The organism is Nocardia neocaledoniensis, from assembly GCF_029868625.1.
In the GTDB taxonomy this organism is placed as follows: Bacteria; Actinomycetota; Actinomycetes; order Mycobacteriales; family Mycobacteriaceae; genus Nocardia; species Nocardia neocaledoniensis_A.
On sequence record NZ_JARWOJ010000344.1, the window covers coordinates 49,653 to 73,738 of the forward strand.

24 protein-coding genes are annotated in these 24,086 nt (G+C 68.3%); 9 read left to right on the forward strand and 15 right to left on the reverse strand.

Translation table 11 applies throughout. The features are described from left to right. Window positions 1-2: 2 nt before the first annotated feature. Window positions 3-773, forward strand: a complete 771-nt coding sequence (locus QH270_RS26685) for a class I SAM-dependent methyltransferase (RefSeq protein ID WP_280346817.1) — start codon at window positions 3-5, stop codon at window positions 771-773. Between the two features lie 67 nt (window positions 774-840). On the opposite strand, the gene QH270_RS26690 is transcribed toward QH270_RS26685, so the two are convergent. Together QH270_RS26690 and QH270_RS26695 are read right to left on the reverse strand one after the other, a co-directional pair. Beyond that, window positions 841-1,365 carry a hypothetical protein gene (locus QH270_RS26690; protein WP_280346818.1) on the reverse strand — a complete coding sequence of 175 codons (525 nt, stop codon included), beginning with the start codon at window positions 1,363-1,365 and terminating at the stop codon, window positions 841-843. An 18-nt stretch (window positions 1,366-1,383) separates the two neighbouring features. Beyond that, on the reverse strand, window positions 1,384-1,776 hold the full coding sequence (locus QH270_RS26695; protein WP_280346819.1) for a winged helix-turn-helix transcriptional regulator: 393 nt from the start codon (window positions 1,774-1,776) through the stop codon (window positions 1,384-1,386). A gap of 78 nt (window positions 1,777-1,854) precedes the next feature. Here QH270_RS26695 and QH270_RS26700 point away from each other — a divergent pair, with 78 nt between their 5' ends. Next, window positions 1,855-2,265 carry a Rid family hydrolase gene (locus tag QH270_RS26700; protein ID WP_280346820.1) on the forward strand — a complete coding sequence of 137 codons (411 nt, stop codon included), beginning with the start codon at window positions 1,855-1,857 and terminating at the stop codon, window positions 2,263-2,265. Here QH270_RS26700 and QH270_RS26705 read toward each other — a convergent pair. The 3 genes from QH270_RS26705 to QH270_RS26715 all read right to left on the reverse strand — a co-directional run bounded on the left by QH270_RS26705 (window position 2,247) and on the right by QH270_RS26715 (window position 5,596). Further along, window positions 2,247-3,410, reverse strand: a complete 1,164-nt coding sequence (locus QH270_RS26705; RefSeq protein WP_280346821.1) for an SMI1/KNR4 family protein — start codon at window positions 3,408-3,410, stop codon at window positions 2,247-2,249. The two genes, QH270_RS26700 and QH270_RS26705, sit on opposite strands and share 19 nt — an antisense overlap. 96 nt (window positions 3,411-3,506) lie before the next feature. After that, the gene (locus QH270_RS26710) at window positions 3,507-4,826 is read right to left on the reverse strand and encodes an FtsX-like permease family protein (protein ID WP_280346822.1); all 1,320 of its coding nucleotides are present in this window, start codon (window positions 4,824-4,826) and stop codon (window positions 3,507-3,509) included. Further along, the gene (locus QH270_RS26715) at window positions 4,826-5,596 is read right to left on the reverse strand and encodes an ABC transporter ATP-binding protein (protein WP_280346823.1); all 771 of its coding nucleotides are present in this window, start codon (window positions 5,594-5,596) and stop codon (window positions 4,826-4,828) included. Before QH270_RS26715 ends, QH270_RS26710 begins: the two co-directional genes overlap by 1 nt. Before the next feature lie 75 nt (window positions 5,597-5,671). Between QH270_RS26715 and QH270_RS26720 the strand changes: the two genes are divergently transcribed. After that, complete coding sequence (locus tag QH270_RS26720; protein ID WP_280346824.1) at window positions 5,672-6,232, forward strand: TetR/AcrR family transcriptional regulator; 561 nt, start codon at window positions 5,672-5,674, stop codon at window positions 6,230-6,232. Window positions 6,233-6,393: 161 nt separating this feature from the next. On the opposite strand, the gene dnaB is transcribed toward QH270_RS26720, so the two are convergent. The 5 genes from dnaB to rpsF form a co-directional block, all read right to left on the reverse strand. Next, window positions 6,394-8,937, reverse strand: a complete 2,544-nt coding sequence (gene dnaB / locus QH270_RS26725) for a replicative DNA helicase (RefSeq protein WP_280346835.1) — start codon at window positions 8,935-8,937, stop codon at window positions 6,394-6,396. Between the two features lie 673 nt (window positions 8,938-9,610). Further along, complete coding sequence (gene rplI, locus QH270_RS26730; RefSeq protein ID WP_019050002.1) at window positions 9,611-10,063, reverse strand: 50S ribosomal protein L9; 453 nt, start codon at window positions 10,061-10,063, stop codon at window positions 9,611-9,613. A 17-nt stretch (window positions 10,064-10,080) separates the two neighbouring features. Beyond that, window positions 10,081-10,332, reverse strand: coding sequence for a 30S ribosomal protein S18 (gene rpsR / locus QH270_RS26735; protein ID WP_019050001.1), 252 nt, complete (start codon window positions 10,330-10,332; stop codon window positions 10,081-10,083). 31 nt (window positions 10,333-10,363) lie between these two features. Beyond that, the gene (locus QH270_RS26740) at window positions 10,364-10,921 is read right to left on the reverse strand and encodes a single-stranded DNA-binding protein (RefSeq protein ID WP_110037832.1); all 558 of its coding nucleotides are present in this window, start codon (window positions 10,919-10,921) and stop codon (window positions 10,364-10,366) included. Window positions 10,922-11,017: 96 nt separating this feature from the next. Beyond that, entirely contained in the window at window positions 11,018-11,305 is a 288-nt protein-coding gene (gene rpsF / locus QH270_RS26745; protein ID WP_280346825.1) for a 30S ribosomal protein S6, read from the reverse strand. A gap of 139 nt (window positions 11,306-11,444) precedes the next feature. Between rpsF and QH270_RS26750 the strand changes: the two genes are divergently transcribed. Beyond that, a complete protein-coding gene (locus QH270_RS26750; protein ID WP_280346836.1) occupies window positions 11,445-12,809 on the forward strand; it encodes a glycosyltransferase family 87 protein in 1,365 nt (454 codons plus the stop codon). A gap of 74 nt (window positions 12,810-12,883) precedes the next feature. On the opposite strand, the gene QH270_RS26755 is transcribed toward QH270_RS26750, so the two are convergent. Next, complete coding sequence (locus tag QH270_RS26755) at window positions 12,884-13,990, reverse strand: DUF475 domain-containing protein (RefSeq protein WP_280346826.1); 1,107 nt, start codon at window positions 13,988-13,990, stop codon at window positions 12,884-12,886. A 69-nt stretch (window positions 13,991-14,059) separates the two neighbouring features. After that, a complete protein-coding gene (locus QH270_RS26760; RefSeq protein WP_019049996.1) occupies window positions 14,060-14,635 on the reverse strand; it encodes a TerD family protein in 576 nt (191 codons plus the stop codon). Window positions 14,636-14,920: 285 nt separating this feature from the next. On the opposite strand from QH270_RS26760, the gene QH270_RS26765 reads away from it, so the two are divergent. The 4 genes from QH270_RS26765 to QH270_RS26780 are packed head-to-tail and all read left to right on the forward strand — an operon-like array spanning window position 14,921 to window position 21,017. Then, window positions 14,921-16,036, forward strand: coding sequence for a hypothetical protein (locus QH270_RS26765; RefSeq protein ID WP_280346827.1), 1,116 nt, complete (start codon window positions 14,921-14,923; stop codon window positions 16,034-16,036). A gap of 27 nt (window positions 16,037-16,063) precedes the next feature. Then, window positions 16,064-17,269: an HpcH/HpaI aldolase/citrate lyase family protein gene (locus tag QH270_RS26770; RefSeq protein ID WP_280346828.1), complete on the forward strand. Its 1,206-nt coding sequence runs from the start codon at window positions 16,064-16,066 to the stop codon at window positions 17,267-17,269. Further along, window positions 17,266-20,169 (forward strand): phosphoribosyltransferase domain-containing protein, encoded by a 2,904-nt coding sequence (locus QH270_RS26775; RefSeq protein WP_280346829.1) that lies wholly within the window; start codon window positions 17,266-17,268, stop codon window positions 20,167-20,169. The genes QH270_RS26770 and QH270_RS26775 overlap by 4 nt, the downstream gene beginning before the upstream one ends. Window positions 20,170-20,207: 38 nt before the next feature. Then, window positions 20,208-21,017: an HAD family hydrolase gene (locus tag QH270_RS26780; protein WP_280346837.1), complete on the forward strand. Its 810-nt coding sequence runs from the start codon at window positions 20,208-20,210 to the stop codon at window positions 21,015-21,017. 146 nt (window positions 21,018-21,163) lie between these two features. On the opposite strand, the gene QH270_RS26785 is transcribed toward QH270_RS26780, so the two are convergent. The 3 genes from QH270_RS26785 to QH270_RS26795 are packed head-to-tail and all read right to left on the reverse strand — an operon-like array spanning window position 21,164 to window position 23,270. Beyond that, complete coding sequence (locus QH270_RS26785) at window positions 21,164-21,928, reverse strand: AIM24 family protein (RefSeq protein ID WP_280346830.1); 765 nt, start codon at window positions 21,926-21,928, stop codon at window positions 21,164-21,166. 4 nt (window positions 21,929-21,932) lie between these two features. After that, complete coding sequence (locus tag QH270_RS26790; RefSeq protein ID WP_280346831.1) at window positions 21,933-22,637, reverse strand: AIM24 family protein; 705 nt, start codon at window positions 22,635-22,637, stop codon at window positions 21,933-21,935. A gap of 9 nt (window positions 22,638-22,646) precedes the next feature. Beyond that, the gene (locus QH270_RS26795; RefSeq protein ID WP_280346832.1) at window positions 22,647-23,270 is read right to left on the reverse strand and encodes an AIM24 family protein; all 624 of its coding nucleotides are present in this window, start codon (window positions 23,268-23,270) and stop codon (window positions 22,647-22,649) included. 168 nt (window positions 23,271-23,438) lie between these two features. On the opposite strand from QH270_RS26795, the gene QH270_RS26800 reads away from it, so the two are divergent. Then, window positions 23,439-24,086 (forward strand): TerD family protein (locus QH270_RS26800; protein ID WP_280346833.1); only part of this gene is annotated, 648 nt, incomplete at its 3' end.

Sequence of the window (24,086 nt, forward strand, 5' to 3'; positions counted from 1 at the left end):
CGATGGCCGATTGGGACGGCGCGGGCTACGCCCACATCAGCGGACTCCAGCGCGCGCTCGCCACCGCCGCGATGGAGTCGGTGGCGGTGACGGGCTCGGAGCGGGTGCTCGACGTCGGCTGTGGCGACGGCTATGTGACGCGGCTGATCGCGGCGCGGACGCCCGGCGGTTCCGTGCTCGGCCTCGACCCGTCACCGCGGATGATCGAGGTGGCCCGCACCGCCGACGACCAGCTCACCAACGTCGACTTCCAGGTCGGTGACGTCACGACCATGGCGTTCCCGCCCGAGTTCGACCTCGTCGTCTCGTTCAACGCCCTGCACTGGGTCGCCGACCAGGAGACCGCCTACCGCACGATCGCCGCGGCACTCGCGCCCGGCGGCCGCGTGCTCGTGCAGTACGTCTGCGATGGCGACCGCCCGAGCCTCGAGGACGTCGCGACGGCCGTCACCGGCGAATCGCGCTGGTCGGCGGCCTTCGCCGGATTTCCCTGCCCGTACGTGCACATCGATCCCGAGGCTCTGCCCGCGATCGCGGCGCCGACCGGGCTCACAGTGACCGCGCAGTCCGTCACCGACCGGGAATGGGACTTCGGCTCTCGCGATGCCTTCGTCGGCTGGTGCACAGTCGGATTCACGGACTGGACGGCCCGCCTCCCCGCGGCTGAGGTCCCTGTCTTCGTCGACGAGGTCGTCGACCGCTACGAAACCGTCGTCGGCAGGCCCGGTCTGTTCCGCTTCCTGCAATTGCGCGCCGAGCTGGCAGCGGCCTGAGGCCACCTACGCGGCCGTCCGGACCAGCCAGCTGGCCCGTGACATTCGTGAACACTGCCCACAGCGCTCACCAGATATCGGCCCACCGCGGCCGTTCCGGCACGTCGTACCCGGCCGCGCGGCCACGTACGAGCAGCGTCATCTCCGCGCCCACCGACGAGCGCTCCAGCAGGCGTTCCGCCGTCTTCCGGCGGAACTGGTTGAACGCGAACTCCTTGTTCATCCCGTACACGACACCCGTTGCCGGATGCGCGAATTCCACCGCGATCTTCACGTGATGGAAGGAGATGACATTGTTGGTCGGGTTGACGACGCGGTGCCCGCACTCGGTCACCCGCGCGGTCACCGGGGTCGCGTACCGGCGCAGATACGCCCGCCGCGCCCACCAGCCGACCGCGAGCACGAAGGGCCAGGTGATCAGCCCGAACAGCAGACTCCCCAGCAGCGCGAACACCACCGCGACATCGTTGCCGGACCACCGCGCGAGGGTGAACGCCACATCCATCGTGCCGGTGAAATAGGCCACCACGACGGCTGTCGACACCAGCCAATACAGCGGCACCATCGGACTGAACAGCGGCCTGCTACTCATCCCCACCCTCTTCCGATCTCACCGCGATGGTAGCGAGGGCGCCTGCGCGAGTTGCGATTCGTCGAACCTGGCGCGGGCCCGCTCGACCTCCGGAAGCGTATCGGCCGTCCACAGCAGCAGCGCATCGATGAGTCCCTGCAGGGTGCGGCCGACCGGTGAGATCCGGTACTCGACGGCGACCGGGCGGGTCTGGATGACCACTCGCTCGACCATCCCGTTGCGCTCGAGCCGCCGCAGCGCCGAGGTGAGCGACTTCTGCGTCACCACGGGAATCGCCCTGCGCAGCTCGTTGAATCGCAGCGGCTGATCGCACAGCGCCTCCATGATCTGCAGCGACCACTTGTCGAGCATCTGGTCGAGCAGCTCACGGTGCCGCGCGGTGAGCTGCGGGGTGTCCTCGGTTTCCTGCATGACACCTAGTCTCGTTGAAGTGCCCTTCGAATACCACGTATACATCGGATACCTAGTCCGACAGCGAAGGGAACTCCCATGTCCGTGCAGCTCTTGACCCCACCGAACATGTTCGGTCCCGTTCCGTACCACCACGTTTCGATCAGCACCGGCGCCCGCCACGTGCACGTCGCCGGTCAGATCGCCCGCGACGCCGACGGCACCCCCGTCGCACCCGGGGACCTCGCCGGTCAGCTGGCCTGCGCGCTCCGCAACACCGCCCGCGGCTTGGCGGGCGCAGGCGCCACCTTCGCCGACGTCGTCCGCCTCCGCTTCTTCGTCACCGACTGGACCCCCGACAAGTACGCGTCGTTCCTCGACGGCATCAACCAGGTCGCCGAGGAACTGGCCCTCCCCGACCCCCTCCCCCCGCTGTCCGCCATCGGCGTCGACTACCTCTTCGAACCCGACGTCCTCGTGGAAGTGGAGGCTTACGCAGTCCTCGACTGATCACCTCTCGGTGTGAGCAGGAGTTCCCGACCCCGCTCCGGCGTAAAGCTCTGCGCCAGAGCGGGTTCGGCGAGCAGCACCACTGGGGCGAGATGATCGGAGGTACGTGGCTGCCACTGAGGTAGGGCGGCGCGGATGTGCTTCCACGGATCGCCTGGACCCGAAAGTGCCTCCCGTACCGCGACATCGAACTCGGCGGAGCCGAAAGTCACTCGATACTCGGGGTGTCTCGCTCGTGCCTCGTGCGCGTCGATCGCGGCACGGATCTCCGGCGGGTCGCCGATGAGAGCCATCTCGAGCCGCGAACTCTGCCAGGGCTCCCGGATCTCGTGCTGCCGGAACAGATAGGGCATGAGCTCCTCGGTGAACAGCGGATCGGTGAGAAACCCCTCGGTGATGAAAGCCGGATGCAGCAGCTGGCTGAGCAGTTGGTCGGCCTCGTAGCTGCGGCCGAGCAGCAGCAGCAACTGAACTCGGAGCAGAGTCGCGCGCGGTCGCCCGAATTCGTCGGCGCGCGTAAGCGCCGACAGTGCCGCATCGACATCGCCGGCGAGTGCGTCGAGCCGCGCCCGCTCCACCATCAGATCGAGCTCGTCCCTGGTTTGCCCGGCGGGCTTACGCATCCGGTGGAATTCCGCGTACAGGTGCTCCATCAGTGCCGCGAAGGACGGGAAGCGCGTCGGCGCGTCGCCAGCCCATGCGAACACGCTGTAGGCCGCCCACTCCCCGTCGGCATCGACATCGCCGGGATCGAGGAACAGGATGCCCGCATCGGCCTCCCGCGAGATCAACAGGCCCCGGCCGAACGGATTTCCGGGCGCGTCATCGGAGCCCGCATCGCACAGTTCGGCCCACGATTCCTCCCAGTGGGGCTCGAGGTCACGCACCCAGCCGAGATCGCCCGTGTCGCGCATGCGCCACACGAACGACCCGGCGTCACGCCATCCGTCGGTGGTCAGCAGAAAGCTCCGATACGAGGGTGGCAGCGCTAGGCCGAGCCGCTGTTCGGTTGCCGCGACCTTGCTTTCGGTCGCGGCCTCGAAACCGAGCCACCGTTGCCGCAGCACCTCGGCATCGAGCGAATCGGGCTCACCGGAGCTGATCCACTCCTCGCTCCAGCGCGCCAACCACGGTTGCCATTCCATGCCGCGACCCTAAGCCCGCCCACCGACACCGTGCTCGGGCGTCCGGATGCCGAGCGTCAGGTCCCCCGCGAAACGGGCGCTGCCCGTAGCCGCCGGTCACGTCGCGGCGGCAGTGATCACGCGAGCACCCGTCAGCCCGGTCACGCCGAGGGTGATGGCGGCGCCCGCGACGATGACGAGCGCATACGGCACCGGTGCCAGGGCGGTGAGCGGGTCGCCGGTCTTGGTGATCGCGAACGGCACCGTGCTCACGAAGGCGCCCACGCTGCCGACGACAGCGCTGACGGTGACCGCGGCGGCGGCTTCACCGATCAGCATGCGCCGCGACTGACCGGCCGTGGCGCCGATGAGGTGCAGTGACGCGAATTCCGCGCGGCGACGGCTGATCGACGCGATCAGGTTGTTGGACAGGGCGATTGCCATGAACGCGGCGATGAGGGCGACTACCAGGTAGTTGATCGCGGCCATGAGCTGCCCGTCAGCACCCGCGGCGCCGTACTGATTCTCCACCGCCTGCATGGACAGGGTGCCGGCGGCGACGCCGATGAACAGCGTCAGGAAGGTGACCGCGGGGCGCACTCGCTCGGGTGCGGCGGCGAGATTGCGCGCGGCGAGGTGGCCCGCGGCGCCACCGCGCAGCGCCGGGATCTTGCCGAACACGAACTCCGCCAGGGTGATCAGCTCCGGCGCGAGCAGACTCAGCCCCACCGCCACGAGCACACATCCTGGCCCGGTGAGCGCGGTCGTCAAGATGTCGGCCGGATCGATGGCGAGGACGGTGAACGAGGAGGCGAGCCCGGCGAGGAGCAGTGCTGCCGCCGCGATCGGGCGAGTGCGGCGCGCACGAGCACGTGCCCGCGTGGGCCCCGGTTCCTTGACCGGGCTGCGCGAGGCGATCGCGCGACTGCCGATCCAGGCGGCGGCGATCCCCGCGGCCAGCATGAGCGACGCCCCGACCAGCGGTAACGGGACGCCGGGCGAATAACCCGTCGAATCGTCGATGAGGCCGCCCGCCCGGATACCCGCAAGCAGTCCGGCGCCGAGCAGTTGTCCGGCGCCGAGGCCTGGCAGCACCGCGACGAACCCCACCATGGCGGTCTCGGCGACCACCATCCGCCGCACCTGCGACGGTGTCGCGCCGACGAGCCGCAGGCCGGCGATCTCGCCGGCCCGGCCCTGCATGGCCACCCCGATCGTGGAGACCATGGCGAACAGCACGATCGCCAGCACCCACCCGCCGAGGATCAGCGGGAACGGCACCAGAAAATCGCGGTCGGCCGAGGCATCCGCGGCGAGACCGGTCCCGAGCAGTCCAGCCATGGCGGTGACCAGCGCTGTCCCGGCCGCCGATACGACACCGGTGGCGATCGCGGAAGCACGATGGTGCGCGAACGAGCGCAGAACCAGACCGATCATCACGACCGCACCTCCGCGGCCCGCTCGGCCGTCTCGACCAGCACGGCCATCCGGTTCGCGACCTCCCGCGCCGAGGGCCGCGCGACGCGGTCGACCAGGCTGCCGTCGGCGAGGAACAGGACCTCGTCGGAATAGGAGGCCGCGATCGGATCGTGGGTGACCATGATGATCGTCTGCCCCTGATCGGCGAGACCGCGCAGCAGGGTGAGTACCTCACGGGCACTGCGGATGTCGAGCGCCCCGGTCGGTTCGTCGGCGAAGACCACCTCGGGGTCCGTGATCAGGGCCCTGGCAATGGCGACGCGCTGACGCTGACCACCCGAGAGCTGATCGGGACGGTGCCCGGCCCGCTCCCGCAGGCCGACCCCGGCGAGCAGGGCCATGGTCCGGTCGCGGTCGGGCCGCCGCCCGTCCAGGCGCACCGGCAATTCGACATTGTCCACTGTCGAGAGCGCGGGCAGCAGGTTGAACGACTGGAAGACGAAGCCGATGCGGCGCCGGCGCAGCTTGGCCAGCGCGGTCTGGTCCAGCGCTTCCAGCGGCTGCCCGTCGAAGGCGATCTGACCGGAGGTCGGCGTCTGGAGCCCGGCGGCGCAATGCAACAGCGTGGTCTTGCCGGAACCCGATGGGCCCATGATCGCGGTGAACGACCCCGGGGCCACGTCGAGATCGACGCCACGCAGCGCGTGCACCGATCCGCTCTCCCCTGGGTACTCGCAGCGCAGTCCACGCAGGCGCAACACCGGCGGGCTCGAAGTAGTGGTGTGCATGGGTTCCCCTTTCGCGGGGGCGGCAAGTGGTGTAAACGATCGTTGTAAACGAACGTTTATCTATACTATAGCCGCATGGGCAACCGAGACAAGCTTCTGCAAGCGGCGCGTGACTGCCTCCTCACGCTGGGGTACGCCAAGACGACCGTGCGCGAGCTGGTCAAGATCTCCGGGGCCAACCAGGCGTCGATCAACTACCACTTCGGTTCGAAAGAGCGGCTGCTCACCGACACGCTGCACGAGCTCAACCGCGAATGGGGCGATGTCCTCTTCGCCGCCATCGGCGACGACCCGCCGGGGCCCGCGGGGAACGAGGCGCGCTGGGAACGGATCGTCGCCTCGATCCGTGACCACCGCGCCCTCTGGTACGTGAACTTCGAGTCGGTCTCCGCGGCCCGCGACGACGAGGAGATCCAGACGATGCTCGCCAACGGCCAGCGCGCCGCCCGCCGCTCCCTCGCCCACGCCTTCGGCGGCCTCGACCCCGACACCGACGACCCCGACACCGTCGAGGCCGTCGGCTCCCACTACTTCGCACTGCTCGTCGGCGTCGCCAGTCAGTGGCTGGCCGACCCAGACCACGCCCCCACCGCCGCCCGCATCGTGGCGGCCGACTCGGGTCGACCTGGCCGCTGACCCCGGCGGCCCGCAGCCACGGCCCCGGCTCGGGCCTGCCGAATCGCACGGAGCAGGGCGCCCTCAGCGGTCAGTGATAGAAGGTCACCCATCCTCCGTACTCGACCGATCCACCGGCCCCGAACGCTACCCATGGCAGCGCCGAAGCGTGCCGTGAGCGGTCAGCCGCGGGCCATGTCCACGAAGCGGCTCAGGTGCAGCTGGTGGGCGACGGTGATCGTGGCGGTGGGGCCGTTACGGTGCTTGCCGACGATGAGGTCGGCCTCGCCGCCGCGTGGGTCGTCGCGCTCGAAGGCGTCGGGGCGGTGCAGCAGGATGACCATGTCGGCGTCCTGCTCGAGGCTGCCCGATTCGCGAAGATCGGAAACCATGGGGCGCTTGTCGGTTCGCTGTTCCGGACCACGGTTCAGCTGCGAGATCGCGATCACCGGAACTTCGAGTTCCTTGGCGAGCAGCTTCAGGTTTCGCGAGAAGTCCGAGACTTCCTGCTGACGCGATTCGACCTTCTTGCCGGAGGTCATCAGCTGGAGGTAGTCCACCACAACGAGTTTCAGATCATGGCGCTGCTTGAGCCGTCGAGCCTTCGCGCGAATCTCCATCATCGTGAGGTTCGGCGAATCGTCCACGAACAAAGGCGCCTCACTGATCTCCGACATCCGCCGAGCCAGCTTCGTCCAGTCGTCGTCACTCATCCGACCCGAACGCATATCGCCGAGCTTGATCTTCGCCTCGGCCGAGAGCAGACGCATGACGATCTCGGTGCGGCTCATCTCGAGCGAGAAGATGACGCTCGCCAAACCATGCTTGATAGAGCAACTACGCATGAAGTCCATGCCCAGCGTCGAGTTGTGTGTCGGCACCATCGAGCGGCCCGCGAGATACAGATGCTCGGCGTTGTCGACCTCGACGCAGCGCACGGGCACCGAATCGACCCTGCGGACGTCCACGATGTAGCGCGCGTTCGATCGAGCGGTATTGCGTGCCGCGCGCCGCTCCTTGTGTAGCAGCGCCTTTCGATACAGCCCGAACACTTGGTCGTCGGTGGCGAAGGTGAGCGTGAAGCAGGTCGACGACTCCTCTGACCGGCCGCGCACCCGCTTGGTGGACACCCCGCAGCGATAGCCCAGGCTGACGACGAGTTCCTCGACATCACGGAACAGGCGCTCGCTCGTGATGGCGAACTGCACGGAGCCACCGTGGGTGACGGTGCCGTCGGTATCGAGGAGCCCTGCCAGCAGCGCGCGCCGCTGTGTTTCGGAAGCGCGCAGGTAGTCCACCGGAATGTGCTTGTCGCCGAGCACTCCGATGGTTCGCAACCGGGCCTGCACACTGCCCACCGAGTTCCGGCACGCCTGGCACAGCCGCAGTCCGATCGACGGACCGCCGCACTCCGCGCACGAGGGCGCCGGTAGCGGTGCCGAGACGAATCGCGCCGTCCCGCCGCAGGATCGGCCGCAGGTACGGACCTCGCTGGTGAACGGGACGAACTGGGTGCCGCAGACGACGCACGCGCGAGCTTCGACCGGCTCCGGAGCGGGCAGCGTCAACTGGTAGCGGCCGTGGGCCGATGGCGATGGTACCGCGACGATGCCCTCGCCCTCGACGCGCGCGACGATCTCCGGGTCGAGGCAGGTGAGCTGTGCGGCGGCGGACGTTCCGTCACCCAGCCACGCGCCGAGCGTGTACGGCGGGACCAGCAGTTCTCGCTCGGGCAACTGCAGGGGGAGGGTGTTGGTGACCGAGTGGTTGAGTCGGCGGTCGGCGGTGTCGCAGCGGAGCGTGTCGGCGATGTCGGCGGTGGTGCGGACCGCGGGCAGGGTCGGATTGCGACGCGGACGTCCCGCGGCAGCTTCCTGGGCGGACCGCCGCGATTCCCGAGTGTCGGTGAGCCACTGGTGCTGTTCGTCGGCGACCAACACGGTTCCGTCGGAGAACTCGACCTCGTAGCAAGGCCGGCCGGTCATCACCTCGGTCGCCGCGACGACGCGCGTGGGATGTCCCTGTGCGTCGAGGAGTTCGTCACCGACCCGAACCTCACCCATCGTGGTCCAGCCGGTCGGCGTCGGCAGCGGGGTGTCCAGCGCAAGCGCCTTACCGACGCCGGGGCGGGCCGCCACGATGATCATCTGGCCTGGATGTAGACCGTTGGTGAGTTCGTCGAGTTCGGTGAAGCCGGTGGGGACGCCGAGGGAGATGCCGCCGCGGGAGGCGATGGAGTCGATCTCGTCCATGGTGGGCTGGAGGAGTTCTTCCAGCGGCATGAAGTCCTCGGTGGTGCGGCGTTCGGTGACCTCGTAGACCTCGGCCTGGGCGCGGTCGACGACCTCGGCGATGTCCTGGCCGTCGGCGCCCGCGTAGCCGAACTGGACGATGCGGGTGCCCGCTTCGACGAGGCGGCGCAGGATGGCCTTCTCGGCGACGATCTCGGCGTAGAAGCCGGCGTTGGCGGCGGTGGGGACAGTCTGGGTGAGGGTCACCAGGTAGGGCGCGCCGCCGATGCGCTTGAGCTCGCCGCGGCGGTCGAGGCCGGCGGCGACGGTGACGGGGTCGGCGGGTTCGCCGCGGCCGTACAGGTCCAGGATCGTGTCGTAGACGGCCTGGTGGGCGGGGCGGTAGAAGTCGCCGGGGCGCAGCACCTCGACCACGTCGGCGATGGCGTCCTTGCTGAGCAGCATGCCGCCGAGGACGGACTGTTCCGCGGCCATGTCGTGCGGGGGCTGACGCCCGAAGTCCTCGCCGGGCGGCTCGGGCGGAAAGTCGGTATGCGCGCGGTCACCGGTGGTAGTCACCAGAATCGACCGTCCTCTCTGCCCGCAGAACCGGGGGTTTCACATCGATGAACTCGTTGTACTCCCGGGCACTGACACGAATGTCAGCTATCGGTTGCCTGCGCGCTTCCCGGGGTCGTGCGCAGGGCGATGCGACGAACCTAGGCGACGATTTCGGGCGGCGCCAACCCGATATGTGCACACAACTGTGGATAACTTGGGGGTAGTTCACCCAGTGTTGTGCAGCTTCTGTGGAAAACGTGGGGAAAACCCAGGTCAGTGCGATAAAACGCCCTGATAGCGCCCGTTTTATCCAACTCGTCGCCTGTGGATGAAAGAAGTTTCGGCGTGTCGGTCAAGGTGAACAGCCGGGCGTGTTGGGTAAACAGCGGAGGTGCATGCTATGACCGGAGTCACAAATCTGCCGGTTGGTTTCGGCAATCATCCACAGGCTGAATAACGGGAGGTCAGCGAGTTGCCGACCATCGGCCGCTACCGCTGACCTGCACGGGAAAGATCGCCGGTTACCGACTAGCTATCGCTACTCGCGCCTGAAAAAGGCAATGAGAAACCACCCCCATGCGGAACACGGGGGTGGTTCTCAGCGAACTCAGTTCGCGGCAACCTCGAGGTTGAACTTGGCAGCCACGTCGGGGTGCAGGTGCACCACGATGCCGTGCTTGCCGGTCGCCTTGATGTGCGACTTCGGCAGCTCGATGCTGCGCTTGTCCACCACGGGGCCACCGGCGGCCTTGATGGCACCGGCAACGTCGGCGGTGGTGACCGAACCGAACAGCTTGCCGCTGTCGGCGGTCTTCACGGCCAGCGAGACCGACTCCAGGCCCTCGATGGCCTGCTTCAGTTCGTTGGCGTGATCGAGGTCGCGCACCTTGCGGGCGTCCTGCGCCCGGCGGATGCCCTCGACCTGCTTCTGGGCGCCACGGGTGGCCACGATGGCCAGGCCGCGGGGCAGCAGGTAGTTGCGGCCGTAGCCGTCCTTGACCTCGACGAGATCGCCCGGTGCACCGAGGTTGTCGACATCAGCGGTGAGGATGAGCTTCATCTGTCTGACTCCCTTTCTCAGCGAGCGGTCGACACGTAAGGCAGCAGGGCCACCTCACGCGAGTTCTTGACGGCCACAGCGATATCACGCTGGTGCTGCACGCAGTTGCCGGTGACGCGGCGGGCGCGGATCTTGCCGCGATCGCTGACGTACTTACGCAGGAGCGTGGTGTCCTTGTAATCGATATTGACGATGCCGGACTTGCTCTCCTTGCAGAAAGTGCAAGCCTTCTTCTTCAGCACCTTTTCGCGCGCGGGCGCTTTAGGCATGGTGTTCTCTCCGTACTATGAGTGCCGTTCCTCAGAACGGCGGTTCGTCATCCATGCGGCCGCCGCCCCCGAAGGAGCCGGCCGCGGGCGCGCTACCCCACGGATCGTCGTTGCCGGCGTTGCCGCCGCCCGACTGTCCGCCGCCACTGTTGGCGTTGTAGCCGCCTGCGCTACCACCACCGGCGTTACCGGAACCACCACCGAAGCCGCCGCCTCCGCCGCCGCGACCGGCCTTGGAGACCTTCGCCGTCGCGTAGCGCAGCGAGGGGCCGACCTCGTCGACCTCGAGTTCGACGACCGTGCGCTTCTCACCCTCGCGGGTTTCGTAGGAGCGCTGCTTGAGCCGTCCGCTCACGATCACGCGAGCACCTCGGGTCAGGCTCTCGGCGACGTTCTCCGCTGCTTCACGCCAGATGTTGCAGCGCAGGAACAGGGCCTCGCCGTCTTTCCATTCGTTCGTATTGCGATCGAATACACGGGGAGTCGAAGCGACGGTGAAATTCGCCACCGCTGCGCCCGCGGGCGTGAAACGAAGCTCCGGGTCTGCCGTCAAGTTTCCGATGACGGTGATGACCGTGTCGCCTGCCATGTGGGGTTCCTCCTGCTCGGGGGTGCAGTCCGCGTCTCGGGATTTGCGCTCGAGCCTAAAGCTAGGCTCTGACACGAAATTCGAGAAGGGCGCGGACTACTTGTCGTTGCGCAGAACCTTGGTGCGCAGCACCGTCTCGTTCAGGCCCAGCTGGCGGTCGAGCTCGCTCACGGTGGCCGGGGTCGCGGTCAGTTCGACGACCGCGTAGATGCCTTCGGCCTGCTTGCGGATCTCGTAGGCGAGCCGGCGGCGGCCCCAGATGTCGACCTTGTCGACCTTGCCGCCCTCGGTCTTGACGACGTTGAGCAGAGTATCCAGGGACTGCCCGACGATGCGCTCGTCCAGGCTGGGGTCGAGGATGACCATCACTTCATATTGACGCACGGACCAATCACCTCCTGTGGACTAGGAAACGGCCATGGACTTTCCATGGCAGGAGGGTTCGTTGCGTCAGCAACCCGACAAGGCTACATGAGCGGGTCGTTAGCAGCGAAATCGATCGAATACTGTGGTCGCCATGACCATGGCCGACACGCCGCAGCGGACCGCACGACGCGCCGCGACGGCCTCGGCGCTGACGTTCCTGATCGTGCTGCTGTGTGGTCTCACCCTCGCGCTGGCCTACGCCAACAAGGCCCGCTGCGCGGGTGGCGAGATCGACGACATCGGCCGCAGCCTGGTGTTCGACATCCGCAAGGACGCCGACGTCTGCTATTCCGACATCCAGTTCCTCTGGAGCGGCCGCGAGATCGACAACCACGTGTTCCCGTACGTGAACGGCGGGATCACCGAGGAGGGCGCGCTCGTCGGCGGCGCCGTGGAATACCCGGTGCTCAGCGGCCTGCTGATGTGGGCCGCGGCGATCGGCGTCGACAACGACGCCGACTTCCTGTGGCGCTCGGCCCTGCTGCTCACCCCGTTCGCGCTGCTCACGGCCTGGATGCTGGCGCGGATGGCCGGTCCGGCCGCGCTGCTGTGGGCGATCGGTCCGCCGCTGGTGCTCTACGCGTTCCACAATTGGGAACTGCCGGTGGTGTGCGCGGCGGTGGGCGCGGTCTACGTGGTGACCGCGCTGACCGGCCTGCCGGTGCGCACCCGCGGGATCATCGCCGCCGTGCTGCTCGCGGTGGGCTTCTGCTTCAAGATCTATCCCGGCATCTTCGTGCTCCCGCTGGCGCTGTACGTGCTCACCGAGGGCCGGCCACGCGACGGGCGGCGGCTGACCGACCTCGACATCGCGGGCGCGGCCCAGACCGTGCTCGCGGCGATGGGCACCGTCGTCGCGGTGAACCTGCCGTTCGTACTGGCGGGGGTGGAGGGGTGGCGGGCCTCGATCGTCTTCCAGCAGCTGCGCCAGGCCGACATCACCACCAATTCGATCTGGTACTGGGGACATCAGCTGATCTTCGGGCGCGCCGCCGAGACCTCGAACGACTGGCACGACATGGTCGCCGCCGCCTCGCCCACCCTGATCCTGGCCTCGTTCGCGCTCGCGATGTGGCTCGGATACCGCCGCTGGACTCCCACGTCGGCGTTCCCGTGGGTCGGGGTGAGCGGCGCGATGCTGTGCGGATTCATGCTTTTCCACAAGGTGCACTCACCCCAGTACACCCTGTGGATAATTCCGTTCCTGGTGCTGCTCGAGGTGCCGTGGTCGCTGGTCGCGGCCTACCTGGTCGCGGACGCGGCGGTGGGGATCGGCGTATTCAAGTACTTCGCCGCGATGGGCGCGGGCGAGGACTACGAGCTGCTCGAGGGGGTCGTCCAGTTCGGCGTGTGGACCCGCTCGGCGCTGCTCTGCATCCTGTTCTTCCTGTTCATCCGGGCCGGAACGCGCCGCGCGGCACCACGGGTCGAGCTGGTCCGCCGGCCACAACCGGTGGCGTAGAAACGACAGCGGCGGCGAATCCCGAGGGACTCGCCGCCGCTGTGGCATTTCCGGCTCGCTACACCGCCTGTCGATCAGCCGACCGGCGCGGTTTCCTTCGACTCGTCGACCGCGTCGGGCTCGCCCTTGCGGTTGCGCAGGATGGACGAGACCAGCGCGGCGCCGATGAACGCGACACCGACCAGACCGGTGATCAGCTCGTTGACGTGCACACCGATCGAGACCAGCAGGATCGTCGCCAGCGCGCCGATGGCCCAGTGCGCGCCGTGCTCGAGGTACACGTACTCCGAGAGCGTGCCCTGGCGGACCAGGTACACCGTGATCGAGCGGACGAACATCGCGCCGATGAGGCCGAGGCCGAGGGCGATGATGATCGGGTCCGAGGTGATCGCGAACGCGCCGATGACACCGTCGAACGAGAACGACGCGTCGAGCACCTCGAGGTAGAGGAACAGGAAGAACGCGGCCTTACCGGTCGCCTTGACCAGCCCGGACGGACCGTGCGGGCCTTCTTCGAGCTCCTCGGTGTGGAACATCGAACCGAGGCCGTCGACCAGGATGTAGACGATCATGCCGAGCAGACCGGCGACCAGGACGGTCGAGCGATCGTCGTCCTTGGCCAGGAACTCCGCGGTCAGCACCAGGCCGGTGCCCGCGATGACGACCGAGAGCATGTCGAGCTTGCCCGCCTTGGCCAGCGGCTTCTCCAGCCAGCTCAGCCAGGTGATCTCGCGGTCTTCGAAGATGAAGTTCAAGAACAGCAGCGCGAGGAACATGCCGCCGAACGCCGCGATCTGCGGGTGCGCGTCGGTCAGCAGGGTTTCGTAGCTGGGGCTGCCGTCGGGGAAGTACGGCGCGTCGTTCTCTGGCGGGTTGAGGGCCAGATCGAAGGCCTGCACCGGATTCAGTCCGGCGGTGACCCACACGATGGCCAGCGGGAACACCAGTCGCATACCGAACACGGCGATGACGACACCGATGGTCAGGAAGATCCGCTGCCAGAACTCGCTCATCCGTTCCAGGACGGTGGCGTTGATGACGGCGTTGTCGAACGACAGCGACACCTCGAGGATGCCGAGGATCGCGCACAGCGCGAGGGCGGTCAGACCACCGTAGAGGTAGGCGACGACCAGCGACAGCACCGTGATGACGATGGACAGGCCGAAAATGCGCGTTATCACGCGGAGGGACCTTTCTGTGTCACGCGGACAGGGGGCCCGAGTCGACGAACCCCCCGTCCGAGATGGTGACTAGACGTTGACGCCGTAGTCGCGGGCGATACCGGCCAGGCCGGAGGCGTAGCCCTGCCCGATGGCGCGGAACTTCCATTCGGCACCGTTGCGGTACAGCTCGCCGAAGACCATAGCGGTCTCGGTCGAGGCGTCCTCGGACAGGTCGTAGCGCGCGAGCTCGGTGCCGTTGGCCCGGTCGACGACGCGGATGTAGGCGTTGCGCACCTGGCCGAACGACTGCGAGCGGGTCTCCGCGTCGTAGATCGAGACCGGGAAGAAGATGCTCTCGATGGTCGGCGGGGTGTTGGCCAGGTCGACGTTGATGACCTCGTCGTCGCCCTCGCCCTCACCGGTGGTGTTGTCGCCGGCGTGCTCGATCGCACCCTCGGGGGACTTCAGGTTGTTGAAGAACACGAAGTGCTTGTCCGAGACGACCTTCTTGTCCGCGCCGGTGGCGATCGCGCTGGCATCCAGGTCGAAGTCGGTGCCGGTGGTGGTGCGCACGTCCCAGCCGAGGCCGACCGCGACCGCGGTCAGGTTCGGGGCCTCTTTGGTCAGCGAGACATTGCCGCCCTTGGACAGACTGACACCCATGCGGGAATCCCTTCGGTTAGTCCGTTGTGTCGTTTCCCAGCATGTCCGAATCGCCGGGTACGGCTACGACAGTAATAGGTTTCGCGAAACTTGCGTAGGAACAAGCTGCAGCCCTGGTGAAGGCTGCGAATCTCCTACCATCGGGACTGTGCGTGGTCGGGTCGCCGCGCGGTTCGGAAAGGGGACGTGACGGTGACACCTCGCAGACGCGGATGGTTCAGGTCGGGGGCGGATCATGACTGGATCAGCGGAGCGCGGGCCGCGACGTCGGCCGCTTTCCTCGATATGGATCAGCGGCAGACGGCGGCGGAGGCGGGTGTGCTTGCCAGCGAACAGGTTTTCCCCGACCGCGCGATCGGCGCGGTGTGGGAGCCGGTGCGCGCACGTTGTTACGCGGCGGCGGGCGCGTACCTGAGTTTCACCGACGAGCTCGATGCCGCCGAGGCCGCGGGCACGCCGATCGCCGACGGTCCGGCCAGGGCCGACGCGCTGGTGCGCCAACTGACCGACGCGGCGCGCGGGGTCGACGAGTTCTATCACGCGCACAGCGCGGGTTTGGCGGAAGCGGCGCGGGTACGCGGGGCGGTGCCGCAGCTGCTGGCGCAGGTACGCACGGAGGCCGAGCGGGTGCTGGCGGCGGCGGAGTCGTCGGGGTACGGCTCGTACCCGTCGGTGGCCGCGGGTGTAAGGCGGCTGAATGACGATCTGATCACAGCTTCCGGGGTGGATCCCGGCACCTCGGTGGCCGCGGCGCGCACCGCTGCGGCGGCGGTGCAGCAGGCCACCAAGGATCTGTCGGATGCGTTGGCGCAGGCCCCTTCTCGCGCCGGCGCCGCGACCAACGCGATCGCCTCCGTGACGACCAGGCTGGCCGCGGTGCGCAACCGCGCGAGCGCGCTCGGCCCCGCCTACTCGGCGCTGCTGCGCGAGTTCAACGCTGCGAGTTCGGCGGACTTGACCAACAATGAGCGGGAAAGCCGCCGCGATATCGACGCCGCGGACGCCGCGCTGGTCCGCGCGCGTGTCGCGGCGGCCGAGCACGACCCGGAGACCGCCCTTGACTTGACCGCAACCGCGCGCCAGCACCTCGCCGAGGCCGAGCAGTTGGTCGACGCCGTGACCCGGCGCCTCGAACTGTTGCGCGGCGTGCGGGCCGACCCCGAAGCCCAGGCGCGCACCGTACGATTCCGGTTACGGGACGCGCAGATGCTCGCGGTCGATCGAGGACTGGTCGGCGAGTGGGGCTCGGTACTCGATGCGCAGGCCGAGCGGCTGGAGCGCATAACATCTGGACTGACAGGTCGTCATCCAGACTATTGGGCGTATGTTTCCGAACTGGATACCGTCGCGGCGTTCATCGCCGGCGTAGTCGATCGCATGAGAAAGCACGAGAAGAAGTGAGATGGCCCGACAGATGAGGTGGGGGGTATGACCGCGGGATACGCCGTCGCTACAGAGATCTGCCTGCGCAAACAGGTCCCGCTCCGTCACTTCCGGCAGCTGCACGGGCCACGCGCCCGCGAGCTGTTCCTCGTCGAACCCGAGCCGATCGTCGACGATCGCGAACTCCTCGCCACCGCGCTCGGCGCCACGCTCTATGTGCCGGCGACCCGCCCCGACCTGGCCGCCACCATCCGGCGCCGGGCCGCGCGCGGAGTGTGCTCGATGGTGATCGACCTCGAGGACGCGGTGGCCGACCATCAGGTAGAGGCCGCCAAGCAGCACGCGGTCGACACGCTGGACCTGCTCGCCCGCAGCGAGGGCCCGAACCCGATGCTGTTCATCCGGGTGCGCGACCCGCAGACGGTCACCGAGGTGGTCGACCGGCTCGGGCGCGGCGCCGAGGTGCTCACCGGCTTCGTCTTCCCCAAATTCGACACCGTCACCGGGCCGGCCTACCTGGCCGCGTTGGCCGACGCGCGACGTCGTCTGGACCGGCCGATCTACGGCATGCCGGTGCTCGAGTCGGCCAACCTGGTGCACCGCCAGACCCGCGACGAACAACTGTCGCGGATCGCCGAGCTGCTCGACGAATACCGCGATCACCTGCTCGCGGTCCGCATCGGCGCCACCGACATGTGCGCCACCTTCGGCATCCGCCGCGACCGCGATCTGACGATCTACGACGTGCGCGTCGTCGCCGACGTGATCGCCGACATCGTCAACTACCTCGGCCGCGCCGACGGCACCGGGTTCATCATCACCGGGCCGGTGTGGGAGTACTTCGCCGATCACGAGCGGATGTTCCGCCCGCTGCTGCGCACCGCGCCGTTCGAGGAATCCGACGCCGTCCCGTTCCGGCAGTACCTGGTGAGCCGCGACCTCGACGGGCTGCTGCGCGAGATCACCCTGGACCGGGCCAACGGGATACAGGGCAAGACGGTGATCCATCCCTCGCACGTGGCGGCGGTGCACGCGCTGTCGGTGGTGACGCACGAGGAGTACGCCGACGCGCTGCACATCATGGAGGCCGATGTCGGCGGGGTCGCCGCCTCGGAGTACCGCAACAAGATGAACGAGATGCGCCCGCATCGCAGTTGGGCCCGCCAGACCCTGGTCCGCGCCCGCGCGTTCGGGGTCGCGAACAAGGGAGTGTCCTTCGTGGATCTGCTGACAGCGATGATCGCCGAATGAGCTCGACCGAACAGCCTTGGGCGACAACGTATCTCGGGATCGAGCTACATCACGGCGAGTCATTCGTGGTGCGTGGAGCCGAGGAGACGCCGCGCGGCGTCGCATCCGTCGCGGTATCGACGGGAGCCGCTGAGTACGCCGAGGAAACCGCCGAACACCCTGTGCCAGTGGGGTACACGATCGACGCGCTGGTCCAGCCGGGTCTGCGGCGCAATCCGCGCCGCGCGCATCTGCTGGTGTCGACGGTGCTGGGCAAGCATCTGCCCACCGATCCGCGCGTGGTGATCGGCGCCGGGGAACAGCTGGGCGATCTCGTGCGCGCGAAGCTCGGTGATCGCGATGCCGTCGTGCTCGGCTTCGCCGAAACGGCAACGGGTCTGGGTCATTGCGTGGCCGCGCGTCTCGACGCCGCCTGTTATCTGCATTCCACCCGCAGGCACGAATCCCGCGCGACCACGCTGGCCGGATTCGAGGAGGGGCATTCGCACGCCACCTCGCACCTGCTGCAGCCGGCGCCCGCCGAGATCTTCGCCAACGACCTGCCGCTGGTGCTGGTGGACGACGAGATCTCCACCGGCGACACGGCTATCGACGCCGTGCGTGCCCTGCATGGTTTCGCGCCGCGCTCGCACTACGTGCTGGCTTCGCTGGTCGACATGCGCACCGCCGCCGACCGCGCGAAGTTCGAGGCGTTCGCCGCCGAGCTCGGCGCGCGGATCGATACCGTCTGCCTGGCCACGGGCAGAGTCGACCTGCCCGCCGGGCTGATCGACAAGGTCACCGCGCTCCCCGATCCTGCGCTCAACCCGGTGGCGGCGCGGCGGGGTTCGTTCACCAGGCTCGAATTGCAGTGGCCCGCCGATGTTCCCGAGGGCGGTCGGCACGGAATCCTGAGCACGGACGCGGCGGCATTCGACATCGCGTTGAAGGCCGCGACCGCCGAGGTCCAAGCGCGTCTCGACGCCGGGTTCGCCGGTCGCCCGGTGATCGTCCTCGGCCACGAGGAACTCATGTACCTGCCGCTGCGCCTGGCGACGGAACTCGCCGACTCGGGTACCCCCGCGCGCTTCCAAACCACCACCCGCTCACCGGCTTACGTCTTGGACGAGCCCGGCTATCCGCTGCGCCGTGGATTCCGCTTCACCGCCCCCGAACCGGATCCGACCGCCGATCGCTACCTCTACAACGCGCAGTGGACCGACAGCGATGTCGCCCCTGTTCTGCTGGTCGTCCTCGACCCGCCCGCCGACACACCGGAACTCGTCGCGGACGGCGGGCTCGTCGATGTGCTCACGGCCTCGGGCGCCGACGTGGTGGTAGCTGTCGTGCCGGGCGCCGACCCCCGCGCACTGCACACGAGCCGCGCCGGGAGGCCCACCAGCCTGCCCGGCACTGATAGTGCGGCGATACCCGCTACCGATGATGCGAGTGTCGTCGCTCCCGTGCCGAAGTCGACGGCCGCACCAGTCCCGGATTCACCCGCGTCGGACGCGGAGACCTGCGACGCGAAACCGACCGCCGGAGAGCCGTCGCGCGCCGCCGACCTGGCAGCCGAAGACTCGGCGGCACTGTCGGCGACGGCACGCGGCACGAATGCTGGCCCGGCGGCCGAGAATTCGGCGGCGCCGCAGGCCACAGTGCCCGGCGTGGATGCCGACGAGACCATCGGTGTGAAGGCACGTAGCTACGCCGATGCTGGGCGGCGGGACTCGGCGGAGGACGGCGACCGGCGGCCGGCCACCTGTGCCAGTCGACTCGGCGGCGCCACAGCGCGGAGTCTGCCCGAACCCCTGCACGGCCCCGAGTTCGGTTCCTATGCGGCCGAGGATGTCTCGTGGTTGTTGAAGGATCTTTCGCACGCTGATCTCGAGGCCGATGTGGCCGAGCGGGAGCGGCGGATCCAGGCGGGGATCGCGCACTACGCGGAGTCGCTGCCGGTGGAGTACCAGCCCGACGCGGAGTATCGGGAGCTGTTCGATCGAGTGCTGGCCGAGAGTGCCGAGCGGTTGGCGCTGGCCGTGGCGACGGTGGCCGAACTCGTCGTCGCCGAGCGCGGCGAGAACGTGGTGCTGGTGTCGCTGGCCAGGGCGGGGACGCCCGTCGGGGTGTTGATGCGGCGCTGGCTGGCCAGTGGTGTCGGGAGACCGGCACTCGACGTGCCGCACTACGCGGTGTCGATCGTGCGTGATCGCGGTATCGACGCGGTGGCGCTGGACTATTTGGCGCACCACCATGATCCGGCGTCGATCGTCTTCGTCGACGGGTGGACCGGCAAGGGCGCGATCACCCATGAACTCACCGCCGCGCTCGACGCGTATCACGCGGCGGGCGGGGCTCGATTCAACGACGAGTTGGTCGTCCTCGCCGACCCCGCCAACTGCGTGCGCACCTACGGCACCCGCGACGACTTCCTCATCGCCTCGGCCTGCCTGAATTCCACGGTGTCCGGGCTGGTTTCGCGCACCGTCCTCAACGACACCCTGATCGGCCCCGGCGATTTCCACGGCGCCAAGTTCTATCGCGAGCTCGCCGGGTCGGATGTGTCGAACCAGCTGGTCGATGCCGTGACCGCCGCCTTCGAGACGGTCCGGGATCGGGTCCCCGCCGCCGTCGCCGAGATCCAGGCCGCCGACCGCACCCCGAACTGGTCGGGCTGGGCGTCGGTCGAGCGGGTGAAAGCCGAATACGGCATCAGCACAGTCAATTTCGTGAAGCCGGGTGTCGGTGAGACGACCAGGGTACTGCTGCGCCGCGTACCGTGGCGGGTGCTGGTGCGTGCGGCCGATGCCCCCGAACACGCACACATCCGGCTGCTCGCCGCGGCCAGGAATGTGCCAGTGGAGGTGGTACCCGATCTCGCGTACTCCTGCATGGGGCTGATCAAGGAGCTGGACCAGTGACCCCGACGGCGTTCGTCGCGACCGACCTCGACCGCACGATGATCTACTCCCGCAACGCCTTCGGCGGCGCGGAGTCGGTCGAGAAGGTGTGCGTCGAACACTACGAGGGCGAGCCGTTGTCGTACATGACCGTGACCGCCGTCGAACGCCTGCGGGCGCTCACCGAGGTGGCGGCGGTGGTCCCGACGACCACCCGCACGATCGAACAGTTCCAGCGGATCGCGCTGCCCGGTGCGCCGTGGCGCTACGCGATCACCAGCAACGGCGGCAACATCCTGGTCGACGGTGTCGCCGATCCACTGTGGCGGGCCGGGATCGACGCGCAGGTCAGCGCGAGCGGCGCCACGCTCGCCGAGGTCGGCGCCGAATTACGGTCACGCGTCGATGATTCCTGGGTGACCAAGTACCGCGAGGCCGACGAGCTGTTCTGCTATCTGGTGGTGCGCCCCGAGGCGATGCCCACCGGTTTCCTCGCGGAATGGGACGCCTGGTGTCGTGCCAACGGCTGGTCGGCCTCCCAGCAGGGCCGCAAGATCTACGCGATGCCCGACGCGGTCTGCAAGAGCATCGCGGTCGCCGAGGTCCGCCACCGGCTGCTCGAAGCAGGCGAGTTGGCCACGGGTGCAGGCACTTTCGCCGCAGGCGACGGTGCCCTCGACGCCGAGATGCTGCGCACGGCCGACTCCGCCGTCCGCCCGCGCCACGGCGAACTGGAAGAACTCGCCTTCACCGCACCCAACCTGACCGTCACCGCGGCCGCCGGGATCCTGGCAGGTGAGGAGATCCTCGACTGGTTCCACGCCGCCGCCCTACGACCCGTCCCGGCGGTAGCGACGACAACGGCCTGATCACCGTGCCGGGTGGTCGGCCGTAGGCAGGGTGCGGACCGCGAGCTGATCAGCCCACCGGCGGCGGACTCCCGGCTCGTCGGGGCCGCCGATCGAGACCCGCGAGGCCCGATCGACGGCCAGGGACCTGGTCCGCGGCCCGGAGGTCAGTAGTGCTGCTGCTGGCCTGCCAGCTGCTGGGCGACGACTCCCTGGATGCGCTGGAGCCCACCCACCGTGATGCCGCTCTGGAGCTGACCCTCGATCGTGCGGACCAGGGCGTTGTCGCTCATGACCTTCTCCGAGGACTGGATGAGGACGGTGCCCGCGCCGGTGAAATCGAACTGGCGCTCCTCGCCCGAGTTCGCGCCCATCCTGGCCGCGCCCGCCGCCAGGAAGCTGCCGATCCAGCCCTGATCGTAGTGATGACTGGGCGAGGGGCAGTCGGCCCAGCCGACCAGCGCCTCGGGATCGACGCGCAGCGGCGGCTCGGCGAACATCACCGGTCCGTTGGACGAGGCGAGGAACTTGCCGGTGCCGATCAGCGTGAGGAACCCGGGCACGATCGACTGCTTGAGCGCCAGGCCCGGCTCGAACGCGAGGAGGTTGGCGCCGCGGATGGTGAGGTTGCCGTCCTCGAGATCGTAGGAATTGATGTCGTAGCCGCGGTCGCCGATGATCAGCTTGCCGTGGCCCTCGGCCACCACGTACTCGCCCGCGAACAGCGGCGCGGAGAACTGGCTGCTCACCATGTGCATGAGGTTGCCCTGCAGGCCGTGGGTGAGCACCTGGAACTGGATCTGCCCGTAGTAGGCGATCATCGCGCCCTTGCGCATGAACCACGGCGCGGTCAGGTCGATGCAGTAGGCGTAGCTGTTGCCCGGAATGTTGTCGCTGGCACCGAGAGTCATCGGCGAATGTATCTGGGTCATCGGCTCACAACTTCTCTTCGGAGGCCTGCACGTACACGACACCCTGTCCGTGGCAATGCAATTGCATCGCCTCGCCCGCACCGCGGCCGACCGCGTCGCGCCAGCCCATGGCCGACTTGAGCTCGGTCTGCACATTGCCGTACGCGGCGACGAACGCCTGCGGGTCGACCACCACCGGATTCGGCCCGCCCACCTGCAGTTCCAGGAAACCGCCGTGCGCGAGCAGCACCGCAGCGCCCTGGCCGCTGAGCTGCGTGGTGAACATGCCCTGCCCGGTCACGACACCGGCGGCCGCGCCGCGCAGCGCGCCCATCAGGCCGCCGCCACCACCGCCGCCGCCGCCACCGGAGCTCGCCACCGAGACGACGGAGGCCTGCAGGCCCGCGGTGTTGGCGAGCAGTCGCGAGGCCTCGACGCGCAGGACCGCGCCCGGCTGCATCTGCACCACCTGCACCTCGAGCCCGGCGAATCCGTAATGGACGGTGCCGTTTCCGCGCGCCAGCATGGTGCGCTCGTGCTCGCCCGCCATCATCGCGCCCGCCATGCGCATGAGTCCGCCACCGCCCATGCCGGGCCCGGCGCCGGGGATCTGGTGCGGCGCGAAGGCGACCTGGCCCTGATAGAAGAGCATCGCGCCGGTCCTGGCGACGACACCGCCCGCCTGGCCTACGTCGACCTTGACGACCTTGCTGTTGACCTTCTCGAACATCGCCGTCCCCTACCGTTCCGCCGGCTGGATCAGCACGACACCCTGGCCGTCCCATCGCAGTGAGAACGCCTCGCCCGCGTCCTGGCCGACCATCGTGCGCCAGGAGACATCGGTGACGAAGGACTGGTTGAGGTTGCCCCGCGCCGCCACGAACGCGTCCGGATCCACGATCAGCGGATACTGCGGCGAGACCTCGAGATGGATCAGTGGACCACCGGCCGAGAGCAGCGCCACCTGGCCCTGCCCGGACACGGTGGTGGTGAACAGGCCGTTGCCCGCCGACATGCCGCCGACACCGGCGAACCGTACATCGGTGCGCAGATTCCCGGCGAAGGCGAGCAGCTGCTGCGACTCGACCTGCAACGTCTCGTTGTTCAGGTCGATCACGGTGACGTTCTGGCCGTTCACGGCGAAGAACACGCGACCGTTGCCGGTGCACTCCATCAGCGACAGCTTCTCGCCGGTGGCGCGGCGCTTGAGCCCGGACAGCACGCCCTCGCCGCCGCCGAAGCCGGCCGACTTGAACTGCACATTGCCTTCGTAGGCGACCATCGAGCCGGAGATCGCGCGGATACTCGTCCCCGCGAGGTGGGCCTCGATCACCTTCTTCGATTGTTCGAACAGCTGCGCCATGATCGGCCCTGGTGTCCCCTCTGCACAGGCGGGTGAAATGCCCGGTACCTAACTGCGCGTCACCCTAGCGGATCGATCGGGTACACGCGCTGCCCACGGAGCGCGGACGCTTGTCGCCGCTTTCTCGTAGAGTGGCAGACGACCGCACCGACAAGCGAAGGGTCGAACTTGTCTGCAACACTCGCCAAGGGCCAGAACGGCCCGCTGGCCGTCAGTGACGTGGTGATCTCGCTCCAGCTCACCGCCCCTGCCGATCTGTCCGCGCTATTGGTGACCGAGCAGGGCAAGGTCCGCACGGATGCCGACTTCGTCTTCTACAACCAGCCGAGTGGGCCCGGCGTCGATCTGCGCCCCGGCCCGGCGGGTCAGGCGGCCTCCCTTGCCGTTTCGCTGCCCGCGGTGCCCGCCGAGATCGACCAGATCCGCGCGGTGATCACCCTCGACGACGCGAACAGCAACTTCGGCCGCTTCGCCCCGCCCACCGCGATCGTCTCCGACGCCGCGGGCAACCAGCTGTTCGAGTACCGCATCGACGGCCTCAACAGCGAGTCGATCGTGATCGCGCTCGAGCTGTACCGCCGCCAGGGCGGCTGGAAGGTGCGCGCCGTCGGTCAGGGCTACGCGGGTGGGTTCGCCGCGCTGGTCACCGATCATGGTGTGCAGGTGGACGATTCGCCCGCACCGGCCGCCGCGCCGCAGCAGGCCGCGCCGCAGCAGGCGCCGCCTCCGCCGCCGCCCGCCTACCCGGCGCAGTCCGCGCCGAGCTACCCGCAGCAGGCGGCCCCCGCTTACGCGCCGCCCGGTGGTGGCTACCCG